Source organism: Streptomyces sp. NPDC002838, assembly GCF_040295365.1.
GTDB lineage: Bacteria > Actinomycetota > Actinomycetes > Streptomycetales > Streptomycetaceae > Streptomyces.
The window spans coordinates 164,498-183,965 of the sequence record NZ_JBEOVF010000008.1 but is presented as its reverse complement, the minus strand read 5'-3'; the positions used below and the strand labels follow the sequence as shown (position 1 = coordinate 183,965).

Sequence of the window (19,468 nt, the reverse complement as noted above, 5' to 3'; positions counted from 1 at the left end):
GTCGACGGCAACGAGGCGCGAATACGACGGGCGCCCACACCGGCCGTCGGCAACGGGCCGCGGGCAAGGCGGGCTGTCTAGGTGTATTGACCCGCAGCGTTGTTGACGCGGGGTCTGGCACGCCCATCTGCCGCGTTGTCGTCACTCGCCGACTCCCCCATCGCGTCGACGCCCTCCTCCGCCTTGCAGCTGGACGCACCGGACCCCACTCACCAGCATTGACGGGACGCCGTCGATTTCCTGCGACCTGATCCGCCGGACAGGCCCCAACCGACCGACGGCAGGGAGCCGACGGCGAGTCTGGGCCCGCGCCCCCCCACGGTGGCCGGTCACGGGCAGCCCGCCAACGGCAGCCACGACCCGGACGTCGGGCCGAATGCCCGGATGCTGCGGGCGGGCCAGCGCCTGGCATCCGCGTCAACTTCCGTACTGCTTCTATGCTTTACGCCCCCACGCCGAGATCATCGGAGCCGTCGCCAGGTCCAGGCCGCCGGAGGTGACGTTCGCAAGGTGTCGGTCGATGTCCTGGTCCGTGGCGAGGCCCGCGGCGACGAGCTGGTCCCGGAGCTGGCGGATCGTGGCGGACTCCAAGGCGGCGCAGGCGGGCGAGGTGACGGGGAAGTAGGCGTCGGCCTCCACCCGGCGCAGACCGGCCTCGCGCAGCAGCCGCGGAAGCCTGCGGCCGTAGGCGAGGTCGGCGCCGCGGTCGGCCAGCAGTTGGCGGAAGCCCTGCCGCAGCCGGTTGGCGAGCTGCTGCTCCGGGCCGTGCTCGTCGGGGCAGATCAGGGGCTGCAGAGCGGGATCGGCGTCCTCGACGAGGATCCGTCCGCCTGGCCGCAGGGCCTCGACCATCGACCGCAACGCCCGTTCCCGGTCCGGGACATGGACGAGGACGAGCCGGGCATGGACCAGGTCGAACCCCTCCCCCGGCGGCTCCTGGCCACCCACGTCGTGGACGCGCACCTCGACCGGCGGACGGGCGACCGAGGCGACCCGCGAGGTGTCGATGTCGGTCGCGACGACCCGTCCGGTCGGGCCGACCTTCTTGGCCAGCCAGGACACCACGGAGGTGCCGCCGGCGCCGACCTCCCAGCAGTGCCAGCCCGGTCCGACGCCGAATGCTTCGAGGTGCCGGAAGGTCGTGGGATCGAAGAGGGAAGCGAAGGCGTCGAAGCGCTCGCCCGCCTCGGTCTGCCGGTTGTCGAGGAGGTACCCGTCGGTTCGCGTCATACCGCGATCATCCCAGTTGCCCGGCTTGTCCGGAACGGTCGACGCTCGGACACGACACTTCGGACACGGCTCCAGGACACGACCAGACGGCCGATGCCGCCGTGCGGCGCAACGGGCCCGATCACCGCTGGAAACACCCCGGTTCCTCGCGTCTCGGCTCACGTGCACCCCTGCGTCCACAGCCGGGAACCAAGCGGAACATCCCGTTCCCACAGGCTCATCCGACGATTACTCCGACCTGGCAAACTGGCTCGCCAGGGCGTGGGAACGCGTCGCAAGAAGATCCGTGCAAGGGGAGATGCCGATGTCCATGGCAGGAAACCTGCGGAAGGTCACGAGCCTTGGCAGGGTCGGCGGCCTGCGCAAGGTGGCGCGACTTGCCCGGCGGCGCCCCCGCGTTGACCTGAGCCACCCGGCCCGCTCCCCGCTGGGCTCCTCGGTGGTGAACTGCGTGACGTACCGCGACGGCGTCCGTGTCCCCGTCGGCGGCGACCTGGTCGATGCCGTGGAAGGGGTGCGCAAGAGCCGTGACGGCTTCGTCTGGCTCGGTCTCCACGAGCCGACGGACCAGGAGTTCGCGGGTATCGCCGAACTCTTCGACCTGCACCCGCTGGCGGTCGAGGACGCGGTCGAGGCCCACCAGCGCCCGAAGCTGGAGCACTACGACGAGACGCTGTTCGCCGTGTTCAAGACGGTCTGCTATGTCGAACACGAGGAACTCACGGCGACGAGCGAGGTGGTCAACACCGGCGAGATCATGCTCTTCGTCGGGCACGACTTCGTGATCACGGTGCGCCACGGACGGCATGGATCACTGGGCCCGTTGCGCGAGGAGCTGGAATCCGCCCCCCAGCAACTCGCCAAGGGACCCGCCGCGGTGCTGCACGCGATCGCGGACCACGTGGTCGACGACTATCTGAACGTCACCGACTCCGTGCAGGAGGACATCGACGAGGTCGAGACGGCCGTGTTCGCGGAGACCGGCGCCCGGGTCGACCCGGGACGCATCTACCAGCTCAAGCGCGAACTCCTGGAGCTGAAGCGGGCCGTGATGCCGCTCAGCCGCCCGCTCGAGGAACTCGCCACCCGGCCGATCCGAGTCGTCGATCCGGAGATACAGGCCTACTTCCGCGACGTCTCCGACCATCTGCTGCGCGCCAAGGAGCAGATAGCCGCCTTCGACGAACTGCTGAACTCGATCCTCCAGGCGCACCTGGCGCAGGTGACGGTCGCGCAGAACGAGGACATGCGGAAGATCACGGCATGCGCCGCGATCATCGCCGTACCGACGATGGTCTGCGGGGTGTACGGCATGAACTTCGAGCACATGCCGGAGCTGCACTGGCAGTACGGCTACGGCATGGTCATCGGACTGATATCCATCACCTGTCTGGCGCTGTACCGCGGCTTCCGGCGCATCGGCTGGCTCTGACCGAGTCCGCGTCCGGGACAGGGGGCACCGCGGCAGGGATCAGTGGCGGCCGGAGGTCCTGGCGTAGACGCTCTCGGCCCAGGCCCCGATCTGGTCCTCCGGCAGATGCCGGGCCAGGTCGGACTCGCTGATCATGCCGACCAGGCGCTTGTTCTCGATGACGGGGAGCCGGCGGATCTGGTGCTCCTGCATCTCGTGGAGCACCTCGCTGACATCGGCGTTCGCATCGATCCAGCGCGGGGTGCCCTGGGCCATCTCGCCCGCGGTGACCTTGGCCGGGTCGTGGCCCATCGCCACACAGCCGATGACGATGTCGCGGTCGGTGAGGATGCCGCAGAGCCGTTCGTTCTGGTCGCTGATGGGCAGGGCCCCGACGCCGAGCTCGCGCATGAGCTGGGCGGCGCGGTCCAGGGTTTCGTGGGCGGGGATCCACTGGGCACCACGGTGCATGATGTCTCCGGCGGTGGTCATGAAGTACCTCCCGGTGCCGGACGGCCGGCGCGGTGCCGGACGGCATCGCAAGTCCCGGCGCCCTTCATTCTCGCCGCGTCACCCGGCGCACGCACGCGGAGCCGGGGGGGCCACCCGGCTCGCGCACGAGCTCCGGGCCGGCGGTCAGGCCGAGAAGCCCACGATCTTCCGCGGGACGATGCGGACGATCACGCGGACCTCGTCGTCCTTCTCGGACGGCGGGTCGATGCCGAGGTACTTGTGCGAGAGCTCGTGCGGGAGCCGTTTGTCGTCGTCCGGGAGTATCTCGGCGGTGCCACGGATCTCGACCGAGGTGTAGGGGTTGGCGAGGTCGAAGATCGACAGGCTGATGCGGGGGTCGCGGCGGAGGTTGCGCACCTTCTGGCGCCCGTCCGTGGAGGAGAAGAGCACGGTGTCGCCCTCGCGTTTGATCCAGACCACCGAGTTCTGCGGGGCGCCGTCGGGGCCGAGGGTGGCGACGCCGGCGAAGTTCTTGCCGTCGAGGAGGGCACGGACCGAGTCGTCGAAGGTGACGGACGGGGCGGAGGAAGCGGAGGGCGTGGGGCTGCTCGAGGAGGTCGTCATGACGTCAGGCTAGTTAAATGCATGCGCATCCAAAGGTGATTTGGTCAGATCGGACCACATCAGCCGCTCCAGGCCGGATGCCGCGGGTCGTCGGCGCGTACCAGGACGTCCGCCGTGCCGGCCGGGTCGGTCTCGTTCTCGTAGCGCTCGAAGGCGGGGAGCGTCCAGTGCTCGGCCTCGGGGGTGCGGCGGCGCAGTGCGCCCGGGGAGAGCAGGACATGGACGGTCAGGTCGAAGGGGAACCAGTGGCGCAGCAGGAGGGGGCCGTGCAGCAACAGGAAGCCACCGGGCGGAAGCTGGACGTAGGGGCTGCGGGTGGCACGGTCGGTGGCCGGGTCCCACAGGTCGGGCAGGACGCGGCCGTCGCCGCCGGGTTCGAGGGGGCCGAAGACCTCGCGCCAGAGGGAGCCGGTGTCGAACCAGCCGTTGTAATAGGCCTCCACGTCCTGGTGGCCGTGCTCCAGGCGGAGCGAGGCGGGGCGCAGGAAGCCGTGTGTGCCGACGACCAGAGAGGGGCGGCCGCGTATGCGCAGCGCCGCGGAGACGCGCTCGGCGAGGTCGCCCGGGAGGACTGCCGGGGCGCCGTCGAAGGCGATGCGTGGCCAGGGACTGCCGTCGGCCGGTTTCAGGTCGAGCAGGCGCTCGGCCAACAGGTCGCCGAGCCGGTCCCAGGTGATCGCTTCGAGTCGCACACGGCCCATGATGCGTCAGGCCGGGGGCAGGGTGCCCACCGCTCGTGGCACGAGCGGGATCGTCGTCTTCGGAGCGGGACGGGCCGGGCAGGCCCGGCAGGAGGCGACGGCCGACGTCGTCCGGAGATGGCGTGGGTCCCTGTCACCGGCGGGAATGAACCCCGTATGGCCTTCCTCGCAACTCCCCCGCCGCGCACCGGACTTCTCGTCATCCAGCCGCTGCGGAGACGGCACTGCGTGGAGTGCCGTGGCGGGCCGTTGTCGTTGCTCGTCGTCGAGGACGGCGCGCCACGGTGCCTCGACTGTGCCGATCTGGGGCACCTGGTGTTCCTGCCGCGCGGGGACGTGGCACTGACCCGGCGGTCGCGGGAGGAGAGCGCGCTGTCGGCGGTGGTCGTGCGGTTCAACCGGCGCAAGGGGCGGTACGAGCGGCAGGGCGTCCTCGTCGAGGAGGCCGGGCTCGCCCGGGCCGAGGAGCGGTGCCTGGCCGACGCGGAGGCGCGACGACGGCGCCGGGCACGGGACGCGCGGCGCCGGGCGGAGGCGGACGTGCGGTTCGCGGACGCGTTCGCGGCGGAGATACGGCGGCTGTTCCCCGGGTGCCCGAGGGACCGGGCGCGGGAGATCGCCGCACATGCCTCCGTGCGGGGCAGCGGGCGGGTGGGGCGGAGTGCGGCGGGGCGGGCGTTGTCGGAGGGGGCGGTGACCTCGGCGGTCGTGGCGTCCGTACGGCATGTGGACACGCCGTACGACCAGTTGCTGATGAGCGGGGTGGCGAGGCATGAGGCGCGGCGGCGGATCGCGGGGGCCGTGGAGGCGGTGCTGAGGGGGTGGAGGGCGGCGGGTGTGGAGGCGGAGGCCGGCTGAAGGTGGGGGGGTGGAGTGGGAGTCGTGGGTGCGAAGAGGGACGGGGTGAGACACCTCCGGACTGCACCATCGCGGTTGCGGCCGTCGTGGTCCTCGGGCCGGCCGAGTTCCCCGGCGGTCCGGCCGGCCGAGTTCCCCCGGCAGACCGCCTGCACGGTCGGCCGTGGGCCGCGACGCACCGAGCCCATGGCATGGCACGCCGCGTTCGCGCTCAGCCTCGGCAGCCGCCCCGCACGCCCCCGCGCCGTCCCGTACGGCCGCATCGCACCGGGCAGAGGCCGACGACTGTGTGCCCCTCCCACAAGGGGCCAGGCGGTCGCGCACATCCCACAAGGGCCCGACGACCGCGCGCACCCCACAAGAGCCCGACGGCCGTGCGCATCCCGCAGGGACAGCCGGCCGCGCACACGCACCTCCGCACGGCGCCCGCCGACCCCACGCGCTCACACAACCTCCGGCTCCGCGCCCCCGCCGCCCCGCCCGGCCTGGACGCTCGCGTATGCCGTCGCGTGGCTCGGCCATGGTCGGCGTTCTCGTGCGGGGATTCACTGGTGGCAACGGGTGGTGCCGGGTATGGGCTCGGCCTGATGCGGGAGTTGGTGTCGGCATGATCGAGGGACCGTACTTCGTACTGACGGTCGTGGGTGTGCTCGGGACCGGGCTGGTGGCCGGGGTCTTCTGCGGGTTCTCGACCTTCGTGATGCGCGGGCTCGCCGCCTTGCCGCCCGCGCAGGGCATCGCCGCGATGAACGCAATCAATGTCGCCGCGTTGCAGCCGGCGTTCATGCTCGTGTTCGTCGGGTCGGCGGTGCTGTGCGCGGTGATCGCGGTGGTGACGTTCGTGCTGTGGCCGGACGAAGGGACGGTGGAGTTGCTGGTGGGCAGCGGGCTGTACCTGTTCGGCGTCTTCGGGCTGACCATGGTGGCGAACGTGCCGCGCAACGACGCACTGGCCCGGCTGGACCCGGGCACCCCGGAGGCGGCCGCGTACTGGCCGACGTACGTACGCGAGTGGACGTTCTGGAACCACGTCCGTGCGGTCGCCTCGGCCGCCGCGGCGGTGGCGTATGTGCTGGCCCTCACCTAGAGAGGGCCGGGACCTCGCAAAAAGCGCTGTCGACCCCTCTGCGGGCGTGCCCGATGGGACGTATCGTGGCCGGAGGAATGTGCCGCCCGATGACGCACGGCCTGCCACACGCGTACGCAAGGAAGACGGCCATGGCCGATCCCAAGGGATTCATGACCACGCCTCGCCAGGACTGGCCGCGCAGGCCTGTCGAGGAACGGGTCCGGGACTGGAACGAGGTCTACGTCCCCGGGGCGCTGCTGCCCATCGTCAACAAGCAGGCCGACCGCTGCATGGACTGCGGCATCCCCTTCTGCCACGAGGCCTGTCCGCTGGGCAATCTCATCCCCGAGTGGAACGACCTGGTCTCGCGCGAGGACTGGCGGGCCGCGGCGGACCGGCTGCACGCCACGAACAACTTCCCCGAGTTCACGGGCCGGTTGTGCCCGGCGCCGTGCGAGGCGGGCTGCGTGCTCGCCATCAACCAGCCGGCCGTCACGATCAAGAACGTCGAGTGCGCCATCGCCGACAAGGCCTGGGAGGAGGGCTTCGCGCCGCCGCGGCCGCCGGACCGGCTGTCCGGGCGGACGGTCGCGGTGATCGGGTCGGGGCCCACCGGGCTGGCCGCGGCACAGCAGTTGACCCGGGCGGGGCACACGGTCGCCGTGTACGAGAAGGACGACCGGCTCGGCGGTCTGATGCGGTACGGCATCCCCGAGTTCAAGATGGAGAAGCACCATCTTCAGCGGCGGATCGAGCAGATGCGGGCGGAGGGCACGAAGTTCCGCACGTCCACCGCGGTCGGGCGGGATATCGGAGCCGCCGAACTGCGGGCGCGCTACGACGCGGTGGTGATCGCCACCGGGGCGACGGCGTGGCGTGAACTGGACGTACCGGGGCGGGAGTTGGCCGGCATCCAGCAGGCGATGGAGTATCTGCCGCTGGCCAACCGGGTGTGCGAGGGGGACCTGGAGGTCTCGCCCATGTCCGCCGCCGGGAAGCACGTCGTCATCGTCGGCGGTGGGGACACGGGGGCCGACTGCCTGGGTACGGCGGTGCGGGAGGGCGCCGCGTCCGTGACCCAGTTGGACATCTACGCCCAGCCGGGCGCGGACCGCGACGAGGACGCGGAGCCCTGGCCGACGTACCCCAAGATCTACCGGCTGTCGGCCGCACACGAGGAGGCCCGTGACCTGCGGACGGCGTCGGCGGCGGACGCGGACGCGCGGCTGTTCGCGGCGTCCACGCTCCGCTTCACCGGGGACGCCGACGGGCATGTGCGAGCGCTGCACCTGGTCGAGGTGGACGCGCGGCGGCGGCCGGTGGCGGACACCGGGCGGGCCCTACCCGCCGACCTCGTGCTGCTCGCGCTCGGCTTCTCCGGACCGGACCGGGGCGACGGGCTCGTCGACCAGCTGGGGCTGGAGCTGGAGCCCCGCGGCACGATCGCCCGGGACGCCGGCTTCGCGACCAACGTCCCGGGCGTGTTCGCGGCCGGGGACGCCGCACGCGGGCAGTCGCTGATCGTGTGGGCGATCGCGGAGGGACGGGCGGTGGCGGCGGCCGTCGACCGTCACCTGACGGGCAGTTCACGACTGCCGGCGCCGATCGGGCCGTACGACCGCCCGATGACCGTGTAGGCCGGCCCGACGGCATGTAAGGCGACTGGGCCCTGGCGTCGCGCGTCCGTCCCCGCCACCTCCCGGTCGATCTCCCGGGGTCCTACGACCGTCCTGTACGGCGTATACGGCAGCGGTACCCGAACCGCCGTGACCGTCTGACCGCCGCGCTCGCCGCGCCCCCGCCCGCGCCGCACGTCGAGGTCACTGGTGTCTGCCCGGGCCGCACGCCGTACTACGGCTGCCCTCGGAGCACGCCTGTTCGGGGGCGGGGGACGCGCTGTGCGGGGTGCTGCCGCCTGGTGAGCCGGAGCGGGCCGGCGCACGTGAGTCGCGGGACCCGGCCTCGGGACGAGTGGCCCCGACAGGGTCATGCCCCGGGGATGAGCGGCGGGGACCCTGTCCTGCCCGCGGATGAGCGACCGCGACGGTGTCCTGCCTGCGGAGGAGTCGGCGGCCGCTTCCCTCGGACGAACCACTCCGGGGACCTAGTCCGCCGTACTGATTTTTCTCTCAACTGCCCGAAAAGTGGCTTACAGGCTACATGTATCGGAACAGTGGTGGGATCATCGGAAAAAGCAGGAGGCGTGCGGTTGCTCGCCCCCATCCTTCGTTCCGCCGTCAGGCGCAGGGCCACCCCCGCGCGTCCCCCCTGTTGGCGGCCGGTCCTGGAGGGTGTTCGATGACGACGCTCGACGAACGTCATGGAGAAGGCGCGCCGGACGGGGAAGGGCCCCTGGGCGAGAGTGCTCTCGGCCTGGTGGAAGCGGTCGGCCCGGCCGTCGTCCCGCTGGATCAGCCCGGCGCCGCGCTCCCCCGACTGGCAGGATCCAAAGCCGCGAACCTCGCCCGCGCGGCCCGCGCCGGACTGCCGGTGCTCCCCGGCTTCGTGATCCCGCACGGAGGGGGCGGCGACACGGTCGCCCTGCGGCACGCCTGGCACGACCTGTCCGACGGCGGCGCCCGCCCGCTCGTCGTACGCTCCTCGTCCCCGCAGGAGGACACGGAGGAGTCGTCCCTGGCGGGCCAGTTCACGTCCGTGCTCGATGTGCGCGGCTGGCGGGGTTTTCGTACGGCCGTACAGACCGTGCTCGACTCGGCGCACCGGCCCGACGGGTCCACGGCGCCCATGGCGGTGCTCGTCCAGCCGATGCTCACGGCCCGTGTCGGCGGGGTGATGTTCGGTGCCGACCCCGTCGAGGGGCGGGCCGACCGGATGCTGGTGAGCGCGGTGCGCGGCGGGCCGGACAGCCTGGTCAGCGGTGCACAGGCCGGGTCCAACCACTGGCTGAGCAAGCACGGCCGCGTCCTGCGGACGGAGCCACCGGAGGCCGGCGCGCCGCCCAGCAGCACCGAGCCCGCGGACCCGGACGCGCCTCGCACTCGCACCCGCACTCGCACCGATCTCGTGGAGACCGACGCGCTCCTCCTTCACGGCGGGCCCTCGGAAACCAACCCGCTTCTCACTCACGGCGAGCCCCTGGACACCGGCTCGCCGCTCACCCGCTCCGAACTCTTCCGGTTGGCGCGGCTCGCGCGGCGGGCCCGGCGGATCTTCGGCGGGCCGCAGGACATCGAGTTCGGGTTCGACGACGACGGGCGGCTGTGGCTGTTCCAGAGCCGGCCGATCACGGCGATGGCGGCGCGGCCCGGGCGCGGGGCCCGGCTGCTCGGGCCCGGACCGGTCGCGGAGACGCTGCCGGGGCAACTCCAGCCGATGGAGGAGGACCTGTGGGTGGCGCCCATGGCCCGTGGGCTGGCCGCCGCGCTCGACATCGGGGGCAGTGCACCGCGCCGGCTGCTGCGGACGGTGCCGGTGGTCACGACGGTCGGTGGGCGGGCCACCGCCGACCTGCGCCTCCTCGGCGCCGTCGGGCCCCGGCACCGGTGGCTCGCGCTGCTCAACCCGGCGCCGGGGGCGCGCCGGCTCGGTGCGGCCTGGCGGGTGGGCCGTCTCACCGCGGCGCTGCCCGGTCTGGCGACGGACCTGGTGGCGGACGTCGACCGCCGCCTGGCGGAGATCCCGGCGCCGGCCGAGTTCGCCGGTCCAGATCTGGCGGCGGAGCTCCGCTGGACCCGTACGCTCCTGGTCTCCCTGCACGCCCAGGAAGCGCTCACGGGCGCCCTGCTGAGCGAGCCGCCCAAGACCCGTACGGCGGCGGGCACCGCCCTGACCGCACTGGCGGAGGCCCGCGCCCAGGGCGTGCCCGACCATCGGGTGGTGGCCGCGAACCCCGTGGTCCTGGCCCTCACTGCACCGAGCCTGCGGGGGCGGGAGCGGCTGCCGCAGGCGGTCGCACCGGGCCGGGACGGTGCGGTACCGGAACCACGGGTGGCAACCGTCGAGCGGATCCCGAGGACCGCCACAACCGTCGAGCGGGCCCCGAGGACCGCCACCGGCGCCCGGGGCCACACATCGACGCCCCCCGAACCCGGCCGGCCCGCGCCCCACACCGTCGCCGTAGCCGAAGCCCCGGCTCCCCGTCCGTCCCCCACCCCCGCTCTCCCACCCCGAGAAGCCCTCCGTCTCCGCATCCGGTGGGTGCAGGAGCTCCAGGTCCGGCTCGTGCGGGAAGCGGCGCGCCGGGTGGGGCTGGACATGGAGCGTGTCGGGCTGCTGCGGTGGCGGGAGTTGGCCGCCGTACTCGAAGGCGGTGCCCTTCCCGGCGACCTGCACGCGCGCGTGCCGCAGCCCGAGTCGCCTCCGCTGCCGGACGTCTTCCGGCTCGCGGAGGGCGGGGTCGTCGTCGCCGAGCGTGACGGCGGCCGCGGCGACGGAATGCGGGGCGTGTCCCGTGGGCGCGCGGTCGGGACGGTGTGGGACGGCACAGGCACCCCGCCCCCGGACGCGGTGCTCGTCGTGCGCACGCTGGACCCCGCGCTCGCCCCGCTGCTGCCCGGCCTCACCGGGCTGGTCGCCCAGACCGGCAGTCCGTTGTCCCATCTCGCGGTGCTGGCGAGGGAGTTCGGGCTCCCGGCGGTCGTCGGCGCCATGGACGCCGTACGGCGTTTCCCGCCCGGCTCCCGCCTCACCGTCGACGGGACCACCGGGGACGTACAGCTGGGGGACGCGCCATGAGGAAGATCGCCTTCGTCTTCGGAAGCCTCGCCGCCGCCGGCGCGGGGACGTACCTCGTCGTCTACCTGTACCGGTGGCAGTGGCAGCGAGCCCTGCTGAGCGGGGTGCTGCTGGTGGTCATCGAGGTGATGCTGCTGGGCCTTGTGATGCTGGGGCGGCTGACGCGGATCGAGGAGCGGCTGCGCGACTCCGACCGGCGGCAGCGGGAGCTGGCCGCGCGGCAGGACGACGTGCTGGCCCGGCTGCGCGAGGCACCCGAGCCGGAGCCCCGCGGTGGCGCACGGTTCCGTTGGCTGGAGGAGCCGGCGGAACGCACGTACGTCTTCGTACCGGTCCTCATGGTCACCGGTGTGGTGCTGTCCGGCCTCGCCTGGGTGGTGCAGCGGATCGCGTCAGTGACGGCCCGGCCGGCCGAGCGGCGGCTCGCCGGACGGCTGGCGGTCCTCGCCGCACCCGACCCGTCGGCGCACGACGATCTGGAGGACCTGCCGTCGCTGGACGCCGGGCGCTCCCGGGGCCGCACCGCGCGCGTGGCCGCCGTCGGCGTGGTCGGTCTCGCCCTGCTCGGCTCGCTCGTCGTGGGGCTCGCCGATCTCACCCAGACCCGGGAGGAAGCCGCGAACGAGAGCGAGGCGACCTCGGTGCTCGTCCAGGTCGACCTGCGGGGCACGGACATGACAGCCGAGCGGCGGTCGCTCGCCGCGAAGCAGGTCTGGGAGCGCTGCCGGGACTCCACGTCCGTACCGCTGCGCCACGCGGCCCTCGGCGACCTGGGAGACGGCATGTTCGCCGGCGTCGTCCGGCCGGCCCTCACCGACCACGACCAGCTGCGGCTGCGCGGCTGCCTGGAGGACGCGACCCTCGAACGCGCCCACCTCACGGTGGTCGGCATCGGCCACGCGGACGCGGACGACAACTGACCGGGCCGTAGGGCTCGTATATACATACGTACTCGGACAAGACTGTCATACGCGACTCGGGTTACGATTCCAAACGCGCCCTCGTCCCCTAGCCCCCGGGTCGCCCATGGCTGTTCTCAGCGCAACCCTGCCCGCTCCCGCTCTCCGCCAGCGTCTTCTGTCACGGCGGTCCCTGCGGATCCTCATCCTCCTGGCCCTCGGCTACCTCACTCTGTGGGCCACCGGCGCACTGGGAATCCTGGCGCTGTCGTTCTGGGCTCGCGAGGAGACCCCGGCGCCGCCGGGGACCCGCACGGTGCAGGGTGTGCACCACTTCCAGCCTGTCGACGCCGAGAGACGGCTGTGGCGCGGTGCCGCCCCCTCCCCCGCCGGTTACCGGCAGCTGGCGAGTATGGGCTTCACCACAGTCGTCGACCTGCGCGCCGAGGACCTGAGCGCCCACCAGCTCGCCGGTCCTCGCAACGCCGGTTTGGACGTCGTACGCATGCCCATCCGGGACGGGCAGACGCCGAAGCCCGAGCAGGTGCAGCGCCTCCTCGACGTTGTCGCCAAGGCGTCCGGGCCGGTGTTCGTGCACTGCGGCGCCGGGGTCGGCCGTACGGGCACGATGGCGGCGGCGTACCTGGTGCACACCGGCGAGTCGTCGTCGTCGATGGCGGTCCGGCGCAACCTCGCGGTCGGACCACCGTCGATCGAGCAGATCTACTACGGGCTGAACCTCAGCCCCAGCAAGGCGGAGCAGCCGCCGCTGCCGGTGGTGGTGGTCAGCCGCCTGGTGGACGCCCCGCGCCGCATGTGGTCGTGGGTGTGAACCATCTTGCGGTCGTGGGTGTGAACCGCTGAATCACAGCTGATCACCGCTGATCACGGTGATCACGGCTGATCACGGTGATCACGGCTGAGTCACAGCTTGCGCCCCACCGCCCCGTACCCGGGAATCACCCCGTCGTCCTGACCGGGCACCGGCTCACCCAGCTGCGGATGCCACCGGTGCGGCACCTCGACGCCGGGCTCGACGAGTTCCAGGCCGTCGAAGAAGCGGGTGAACTCCTCGCGGGAGCGCAGCGCGAGTGTGACACCGGCGGCCTTGAGCTTCTCGGTGGCGGCCTTCGACTCCTCGGGCGTGAAGTCGGCCGTCGCGTGGCTGACCACCAGGAAGCTGCCGGAGGGCAGTTCGGACAGCAGCCGGCGCACCAGCTCGTGCGCGCCGGCCTCGTCGGACACGAAGTGCAGCAGCGCGATGAGCGAGAGCGCCACGGGCCGGCCGAAGTCCAGGACCTTCTTGGCGCCTTCGAGGATGGCCTCCGGGTCCCGTACGTCGGCCTGGAGGTACTCGGTGGCCCCTTCCTCGGTGCCGCGCAGCAGCGCTGCCGCGTGGGCGAGCACGATCGGGTCGTTGTCGCAGTAGACGACGCGCGCCTCGGGCGCGATCTGCTGGGCGACCCGATGGAGGTTCGGCTCGGTCGGGATCCCGGTGCCGACGTCCAGGAACTGGCGTACGCCCTGCTCGGCGAGCCAGCGTGTGGCCCGGTGCATGAACGCGCGGTTGACCCGCGCCATCACGGGCACCCTCGGGTCGAGGGCGAGCATCTGCCGGCCCATCGCCTCGTCGACGGGGTAGTTGTCCTTGCCGCCGAGATACCAGTCGTACATCCGCGCGGGATGTGGCTTGCCGGTGTCGATCGCGGCGGCGCCGAGAGGGTCCTGCCCGGTCATGAGGCACTCCGTAAGACGCAATGGGTAGTGATCAATTCAGTACCAAGATAAGGAAGTCGAGCGAGAGAAAGAGCAATCACATCAGGACAGCAGGAAGTCGGCCTCCCCCGCCTTGGCACCCTCGATGAAGGCGGTCATCTCGTCCGTGGTGTAGATCAGCGCCGGACCGTCCGGGTCGGTGGACTGGCGGACAGCGATCCTGCCGTCGGCGAGCTTCATCGCCTCCAGACAGTTCCCGCCGTTGCCGCCGCTCCACGGCTTGTGCCAGCCTTCGCTCCCCAAGTCCCGCGCGGGCATGCCGTTGTAGACGCGTATGCGCGGCTTGATGCGATTCATTCACAGCTCCTTGCGGAGTTCCCGGAGGATCTCCTTCGTGCGATGTGCAGTAGCGGCCTGCGCCGCCATACGGTCCATGACCTCGAGGTGGGTCGCCACCTCGGTGCGCGCGTCCAGGTAGACGGCACCGGTCAGGTACTCGCTGTAGACCATGTCCGGGAGTTCCGGCATGGCGAATCGGAACAGCACGAAGGGCCCGTACGTGCCGGGGTGCGGCCCGTTCGCGAACGGGGCGACCTGCAGCGTGACGTTGGCCAGCTTCGTGGTGTCGAGCAGTTTGTCGATCTGGGCACGCATCACCTCCGGACCGCCGACCGGGCGGCGCAGCACGGTCTCGTCCATCACGACCCACAGCCGGGGCGCGTCCTGACGGGTGAGCAGTTCCTGGCGCTGCATACGCAGGGCGACGTGGCGCTCGATCTCGTCGGGGCTCGTCTGGCCGACGGCGCCCGACTCCAGGACGCCACGCGCGTAGTCCTCGGTCTGCAGCAGTCCCGGGACGAAGTGCGGTTCGTACTGGCGGATCATGGCGGCCGCGCCCTCGAGGCTGACGTGCATCGAGAACCAGCCGGGCAGGACGTCGTGGAACCGCTGCCACCACCCGGGCTGGTTGGCTTCCTCGGCGAGTTGTACGAAGGCCTCGGCCTCCAGGTCGGAGACGCCGTAGGCCTTCAACAGCAGCTGGAGGTACGGGATTTTGAGCGTGACCTCGGCCATCTCCATGCGGCGGACTGTGGCGGGGGCCACACGGAGGATGCGGGCGGCCTCCTCGCGTTTGAGCCCGGCGCGTTCCCGCAGGTCCAACAGGCGTCGGCCGAGGACGACCTGGCCGACCGTCGGCGCGGACCGCGGTTCGCTCACCCTCCACCTCCACAAAGTCCCTGGCAGGACGGCCAGAAGGGCTCAGGCCGGCCACACAAGCATGCTGACCGCCGTACGGGCGAAGCATGCTGGCAGCCCTGCGGCGCCATTCGAAGATCTTTTCGAAGAGCTGTACGAATACGTACGGACCTCCGGTGATCCCAACTGGCGCCGCTCGACGTGCTGTTGCGAGCAGTGTGCCACGGCGCTTCACCACGTCACACAGCACTCTGCATTTTTCAGAGTGACACTTGCCAAGTGTTCACGGCGGGGCGATAGTGGCAAGCGTGATTCCGTCCCCGCCCTTAGGAACAGACGCTGCCGCAGGCCGCCCCCTCGGGCTCGGTGCCGCCGTGGAAGCGGGCCCCGACAGGGCCGCTGCCGAGCGCCGGTTCCGCTTCGAGCTGGCCGCCCATCCGGGTTCTCCCGCGCAGGCCAGACGCCTGACAAGGGCGCGACTGACCGGCTGGTCGGTCTGCGAGGACACCTGCGACACGGCGGCCCTGGTGGTCTCCGAGCTGGTCACCAACGCCATCGTGCACACCGCGAGCAGCCGTGTGGTCTGCGAGCTGCACGACGGTGACGACCTGGTGCGCATAGCCGTACGCGACGAAGGATGTGCGCCGGGTGAGCCCCACCCGGCGCCTCAGCGGCCCGAGGAGGAGCACGGGAGGGGACTGCTCCTCGTCGAGGCCCTGAGCCACTCCTGGGGCACCCACGAACACGGGCCCGGGCTGCTGGTCTGGGCCGAGCTGCCGCGCAAGGCGGACACGCCGTGTCACGACACCGGCCCCCGCAACGACCTGGGCTGGGGAGCCCGCCCCAAGCCCGGCCCGGCCGGCGGCTCGGGCGAGGAGGCGGAGGCGCACCACGGCTCGACGGCAGTGCCGCACCCGACGGTCCCCCCGCCCAGGCGGAGCCCGGATTGGGGGGAGGCGTGAGGCCTGGGCCTGGCGGCGGCCAGGTGCTGAACCTGGACACGCTGGTCCGCCTCCGACGCGGCCTGCACTCCCCGGCAGCCCCCCGGCGACTGTCCGTACCCGAGGGCATGACGGCCCCGATGGGCTGCGACGCGGTGGCGGTGCCCGCCCACTTCGGTCCCCTGATGATGCCCCGGCTGCCGCGGGTGGGGTGCGTCTACGCCAACGAGACGCACTGGTGGTGGATCGTTCCGTCGGATTCGGACTACGCCCTGGAGTGGCCCGCCCCCGCGCGGTACGCCACCGGAGCGGTCGTCCCGGACGCCCCGGGCCTCCCCGGCCTGATTCACAGGCCGGAGGGCACGCTGCCGTACACCCCGCCGATACCGCTGTACCTCGCGCTGTGCCGGGCGACCGGCACGACTCCTACCTGGTCACGACCGGTCAGCGCGTAAGTCGGCGCCGCTTCCCGGGCGTGCGCCCGCGCGCTCCCGTCGCTCCGGCTCGCGCCCTGCCCCGAAGAAGTCCGCCCCGCGATAGTGGCCGTTCGTCCACGATCGGGGGAGGTCACGGGTGGGGAAGAAGCAGGGCCGGGCCGGGCGGGAAAAGAGGAGCCGGGCCGGGCGGGAAAAGAGGAGCCGGGCCGGGCGGGAAAAGAGAAGGAACTCGGCGCAGCCGGAGATGTCCGAGTCGGAGCGGCTGCTCTTCGGCGGCCCGTTGCGCTACGACATGGGCTGGAACTCGCACGCCGACGCCTTCCTGGAGCTGAACTTCCGGGCCATGGTGACCCGGCTGCCGGCCTTGCTGACGGCCAGCTTCCGGCTCGCCTGGCAGGCCGACCGGCGCGCCGCGCGGACCGTGCTGGCCGCCGAGGTCGGCCGGGGTGCCGCCCAGGCGGTGAGCCTGCTCGCGGTCAACAGCGTGCTCGGCCGGCTGATCGGCGACGGCACGCTGGAGGACCGGCTGCGCGGCGCCGTCCCCGCGCTGGTCGTGATGGCCGCCGTGATGCTGGTCGGGGCACTGCTGCGGGCCGCGTCCACGTACGCCACCGGGCGTCTGGAGCCCAAGGTGGAGCGGGTGGCGACCGAGCGCTATCTGGAGCGCGCGGCGACCGTGGAGCTGGCCGCGATCGAGGACCACGCCTTCCACAAACTGCTGGACACCGCACAGTACGGCGCCGCCTCCGCCCGGCGGATGATCTCGTACGCCACGCGCGTGGTGAACGCGATGATCTCGCTGATCGCGGCGGCGGGCGTGCTGACCGTGCTGCACCCGGCGCTGCTGCCGCTGCTGATGACGATGACCCTGCCGAGCGCCTGGAGCGCGCTGACGATGGCGCGCCGGCGTTACGAGTCCTTCCACGCCTGGGTGCAGCACGCGCGCGCGGGCCGGTTGCTGGGCGCCCTGCTGATCGAGCCCGAGGCGGCGCCCGAGATCCGCGTCCACGGGGTGGGCCCGTTCCTGCTGCGCCATTTCCGCGCGATGTCGGAGACGGCGGAGGCGGAGCAGGCCCGCCTGGCCCGGCTGGCGGCCCGTACGGGTCTGATCGCAGCGGCCTGGACTGGCCTGGCGACGGCGGCGACGTACGCGACGCTGGGCGGGCTGCTGCTGGCGGGCGCGATGGCGCTGTCGGTGGCGGGTACGGCCGTGATCGCCATCCGCACGGGTTCGCAGAGCCTGGAGACCCTGGTGGTGGAGGTGAACGCCCTGCACGAGGAGGCGCTGTTCGTCGGCGACCTCCAGCGGCTCTACGCGGAGGCGGCGGAGCGGGCGATTCCGGTGGGCGGGGCGGCACTGCCGGAGGACCCGCGCGAGATTCGGTTCGAGAACGTCAGCTTCACCTATCCGGGTGACGCGGCTCGCCCCGCTCTCGACGACGTCACGCTCACCGTGCCGCTCGGCAAGATCGTCGCGCTGGTCGGCGAGAACGGCTCCGGCAAGACGACCCTGGTCAAGCTGCTGGCCGGACTGTACTCCCCCGACCGCGGCCGGATCCTGTGGGACGACGTGGACGCGGCGGGCGCGGACCGGCATCTGCTCGCGGAGCGCGTCGCGATGGTCGCCCAGGACTTCAAGCGGTGGCCGTTCACGGCCCGCGTCAATGTGGCGGTGGGCCGCTCCTCGGCGCCGCTCACCGACGAGCGGGTGACGGAGGCGGTCGCGGAGGCCGGGGCCGATGCCGTGGTCGGGGATCTGCCGCGTGGCCTGGACACCCTGCTGGCCCGCAACTTCAGCGGCGGGCACGAGTTGTCCGGCGGCCAGTGGCAGCGGCTCGGCATCGCCCGGGCCGCGTACCGGCGCGGCCGCATCCTGATCGTGGACGAGCCGACGGCCGCCCTGGACGCCCGGGCCGAGCTGGAGGTCTTCGAGAAGATCCGCGCCCTGGCCGGTACCGGCCAGACGGTCATCCTCATCACCCACCGCCTGGCGTCCGTACGCCACGCGGACCTGGTGCACGTCCTGGACCAGGGCCGACTCGTGGAGTCCGGCACACCCGAGGAGCTGCTGAACACCGGCGGGGTCTACGCGGAGCTGTACTCGCTCCAGGCGGAGCAGTTCACGACGAAGGCGCCCGCTTCCGGGGCCACGGCGAAGGTGCCCGCCCCGAAGGCGGGCTGACCCTCAGGCCGCCGCGTCGGCTGTCTCGCCGCTGCGGACGATCACCAGGAACGTGTCCGTCGAGAGGTCCATGACGACCTCCGCGGGCAGCCCTTCCAGACGTCGCGCGTGCGCGAACTCCTCCGCCGGCCACGAGCCTCGCGGCCCACCTGCGGGAAAGCGTTCGAGCACTCTTCGCCCGTTCACCATCCTGCACCTCCAGAAAGCGTTGTACTTGTAGGAGTTAACGCCTTCCGGCAGCCGAAAGCCTCGCTCAGTTGCCGTACTGAGACGTAGTTGACACTCGTTCACCGCGGAGGGTGAGGTTCCTGTCACTATACGACGATCACGATCACCTTCCGTATCAATCCTCGTACTCATCGTGATATCGGATGCCCTCGCTGCCCGCAGACGCCCCGAGAACCGACGCCCGGCCCTTGGGTTCCTCCCACTCCTCCTGTCGTCCCAGCGCGGTGAGGTCCAGCAGGCTGGTGGTCGAGCCGAGCCCGTCCAGGCCGCGCTCGTACGTCGAGTAGGTGTGGAAGACCCGGTCGTGGTCCCGCAGGAAGCAGCTGACGCCCGGCCGCTCGACGAGCTCCCCCTCGCGTTCCAGGGTCACCTCGAAGTCCTGGTTGAAGTCGCTGCCGTACGACGAGTACCAGGGCACCGTCCAGCCCATCCGCGCCTTGAAGGGCAGGATCTTCGTGTACGGCGCCCGGGACACGGCGGCGAACGTCGTCCCCCGCGCCTTCAGATGCGCCAAGTGGCCTATCTGGTCGAGGAAGCCCGAGCAGCTGCGGCAGCCGGCGTCCCACTCGGGGGCGAACATGAAGTGGTAGACGACGAGCTGGGGACGCCCCTCGAAGAGGTCGGGCAGCGTGGCCTTGCCGTCGCCGCCCTCGAACACGTACTCGGTGTCGATCTCGACCATCGGCAGTCTCCGCCGCTCGGCGTTGAGCACGTCCCGCGCGCGCGTGACCACCTTCTCCTTGATCAGTAATTTCTCACGCGCCGAGCGCCACTGCGCACGCGAGACGATCTCCGGAAGCGACATGGGCCCCTCCTGTGCAACGGTC

At 71.8% G+C, this 19,468-nt stretch carries 19 protein-coding genes and 1 pseudogene; 11 read left to right on the top strand and 9 right to left on the bottom strand.

Annotated features, from left to right (window positions below; genetic code table 11):
* Positions 1 to 435: 435 nt before the first annotated feature.
* On the bottom strand, positions 436 to 1,230 hold the full coding sequence (locus tag ABT063_RS13695) for a methyltransferase (protein ID WP_351057456.1): 795 nt from the start codon (positions 1,228 to 1,230) through the stop codon (positions 436 to 438).
* Between the two features lie 304 nt (positions 1,231 to 1,534).
* On the opposite strand from ABT063_RS13695, the gene corA reads away from it, so the two are divergent.
* A complete protein-coding gene (corA, locus tag ABT063_RS13690) occupies positions 1,535 to 2,662 on the top strand; it encodes a magnesium/cobalt transporter CorA (protein ID WP_351057455.1) in 1,128 nt (375 codons plus the stop codon).
* A 39-nt stretch (positions 2,663 to 2,701) separates the two neighbouring features.
* Here the strand turns inward: corA and ABT063_RS13685 are convergent, their stop codons facing one another.
* The 3 genes from ABT063_RS13685 to ABT063_RS13675 form a co-directional block, all read right to left on the bottom strand.
* The gene (locus ABT063_RS13685; RefSeq protein ID WP_351057454.1) at positions 2,702 to 3,133 is read right to left on the bottom strand and encodes a CBS domain-containing protein; all 432 of its coding nucleotides are present in this window, start codon (positions 3,131 to 3,133) and stop codon (positions 2,702 to 2,704) included.
* Positions 3,134 to 3,277: 144 nt separating this feature from the next.
* Positions 3,278 to 3,718 (bottom strand): PPOX class F420-dependent oxidoreductase, encoded by a 441-nt coding sequence (locus tag ABT063_RS13680; RefSeq protein ID WP_351057453.1) that lies wholly within the window; start codon positions 3,716 to 3,718, stop codon positions 3,278 to 3,280.
* 59 nt (positions 3,719 to 3,777) lie between these two features.
* Positions 3,778 to 4,419 (bottom strand): nucleoside/nucleotide kinase family protein, encoded by a 642-nt coding sequence (locus ABT063_RS13675; RefSeq protein ID WP_351057452.1) that lies wholly within the window; start codon positions 4,417 to 4,419, stop codon positions 3,778 to 3,780.
* A 156-nt stretch (positions 4,420 to 4,575) separates the two neighbouring features.
* On the opposite strand from ABT063_RS13675, the gene ABT063_RS13670 reads away from it, so the two are divergent.
* From ABT063_RS13670 to ABT063_RS13640, 7 genes and pseudogenes are all read left to right on the top strand, one after another.
* Positions 4,576 to 5,277 (top strand): DUF2293 domain-containing protein, encoded by a 702-nt coding sequence (locus ABT063_RS13670; protein ID WP_351057451.1) that lies wholly within the window; start codon positions 4,576 to 4,578, stop codon positions 5,275 to 5,277.
* 607 nt (positions 5,278 to 5,884) lie between these two features.
* Positions 5,885 to 6,364, top strand: a complete 480-nt coding sequence (locus ABT063_RS13665; protein WP_351057450.1) for an anthrone oxygenase family protein — start codon at positions 5,885 to 5,887, stop codon at positions 6,362 to 6,364.
* A gap of 131 nt (positions 6,365 to 6,495) precedes the next feature.
* Positions 6,496 to 7,983 (top strand): glutamate synthase subunit beta, encoded by a 1,488-nt coding sequence (locus ABT063_RS13660; protein ID WP_351057449.1) that lies wholly within the window; start codon positions 6,496 to 6,498, stop codon positions 7,981 to 7,983.
* 77 nt (positions 7,984 to 8,060) lie between these two features.
* A pseudogene (locus ABT063_RS13655) lies at positions 8,061 to 8,380 on the top strand (hypothetical protein); the annotation flags it as partial.
* A gap of 264 nt (positions 8,381 to 8,644) precedes the next feature.
* Positions 8,645 to 11,041, top strand: coding sequence for a PEP/pyruvate-binding domain-containing protein (locus ABT063_RS13650; protein WP_351057448.1), 2,397 nt, complete (start codon positions 8,645 to 8,647; stop codon positions 11,039 to 11,041).
* Positions 11,038 to 11,961, top strand: coding sequence for a hypothetical protein (locus tag ABT063_RS13645; protein WP_351057447.1), 924 nt, complete (start codon positions 11,038 to 11,040; stop codon positions 11,959 to 11,961). The genes ABT063_RS13650 and ABT063_RS13645 overlap by 4 nt, the downstream gene beginning before the upstream one ends.
* Positions 11,962 to 12,067: 106 nt before the next feature.
* A complete protein-coding gene (locus ABT063_RS13640) occupies positions 12,068 to 12,772 on the top strand; it encodes a protein-tyrosine phosphatase family protein (protein ID WP_351057446.1) in 705 nt (234 codons plus the stop codon).
* 92 nt (positions 12,773 to 12,864) lie between these two features.
* On the opposite strand, the gene ABT063_RS13635 is transcribed toward ABT063_RS13640, so the two are convergent.
* From ABT063_RS13635 to ABT063_RS13625, 3 genes are all read right to left on the bottom strand, one after another.
* Entirely contained in the window at positions 12,865 to 13,677 is an 813-nt protein-coding gene (locus ABT063_RS13635; protein WP_351057445.1) for an SAM-dependent methyltransferase, read from the bottom strand.
* 81 nt (positions 13,678 to 13,758) lie between these two features.
* A complete protein-coding gene (locus ABT063_RS13630) occupies positions 13,759 to 14,013 on the bottom strand; it encodes a DUF397 domain-containing protein (protein ID WP_095752488.1) in 255 nt (84 codons plus the stop codon).
* Positions 14,014 to 14,874, bottom strand: coding sequence for a Sco1979 family transcriptional regulator (locus ABT063_RS13625; protein ID WP_351057444.1), 861 nt, complete (start codon positions 14,872 to 14,874; stop codon positions 14,014 to 14,016). It abuts the gene before it with no gap.
* A 278-nt stretch (positions 14,875 to 15,152) separates the two neighbouring features.
* Here ABT063_RS13625 and ABT063_RS13620 point away from each other — a divergent pair, with 278 nt between their 5' ends.
* The 3 genes from ABT063_RS13620 to ABT063_RS13610 all read left to right on the top strand — a co-directional run bounded on the left by ABT063_RS13620 (position 15,153) and on the right by ABT063_RS13610 (position 18,413).
* Positions 15,153 to 15,815, top strand: coding sequence for an ATP-binding protein (locus ABT063_RS13620; protein WP_351057443.1), 663 nt, complete (start codon positions 15,153 to 15,155; stop codon positions 15,813 to 15,815).
* A complete protein-coding gene (locus tag ABT063_RS13615; RefSeq protein WP_351057442.1) occupies positions 15,812 to 16,249 on the top strand; it encodes a hypothetical protein in 438 nt (145 codons plus the stop codon). The genes ABT063_RS13620 and ABT063_RS13615 overlap by 4 nt, the downstream gene beginning before the upstream one ends.
* A 226-nt stretch (positions 16,250 to 16,475) precedes the next feature.
* Positions 16,476 to 18,413 carry an ABC transporter ATP-binding protein gene (locus ABT063_RS13610; protein ID WP_351057441.1) on the top strand — a complete coding sequence of 646 codons (1,938 nt, stop codon included), beginning with the start codon at positions 16,476 to 16,478 and terminating at the stop codon, positions 18,411 to 18,413.
* Between the two features lie 3 nt (positions 18,414 to 18,416).
* On the opposite strand, the gene ABT063_RS13605 is transcribed toward ABT063_RS13610, so the two are convergent.
* Both ABT063_RS13605 and ABT063_RS13600 read right to left on the bottom strand, forming a co-directional pair.
* Positions 18,417 to 18,602: a DUF8839 family protein gene (locus ABT063_RS13605; RefSeq protein WP_351057440.1), complete on the bottom strand. Its 186-nt coding sequence runs from the start codon at positions 18,600 to 18,602 to the stop codon at positions 18,417 to 18,419.
* A 154-nt stretch (positions 18,603 to 18,756) separates the two neighbouring features.
* Complete coding sequence (locus tag ABT063_RS13600) at positions 18,757 to 19,446, bottom strand: DUF899 domain-containing protein (RefSeq protein WP_351057439.1); 690 nt, start codon at positions 19,444 to 19,446, stop codon at positions 18,757 to 18,759.
* Between the last annotated feature and the right edge of the window lie 22 nt (positions 19,447 to 19,468).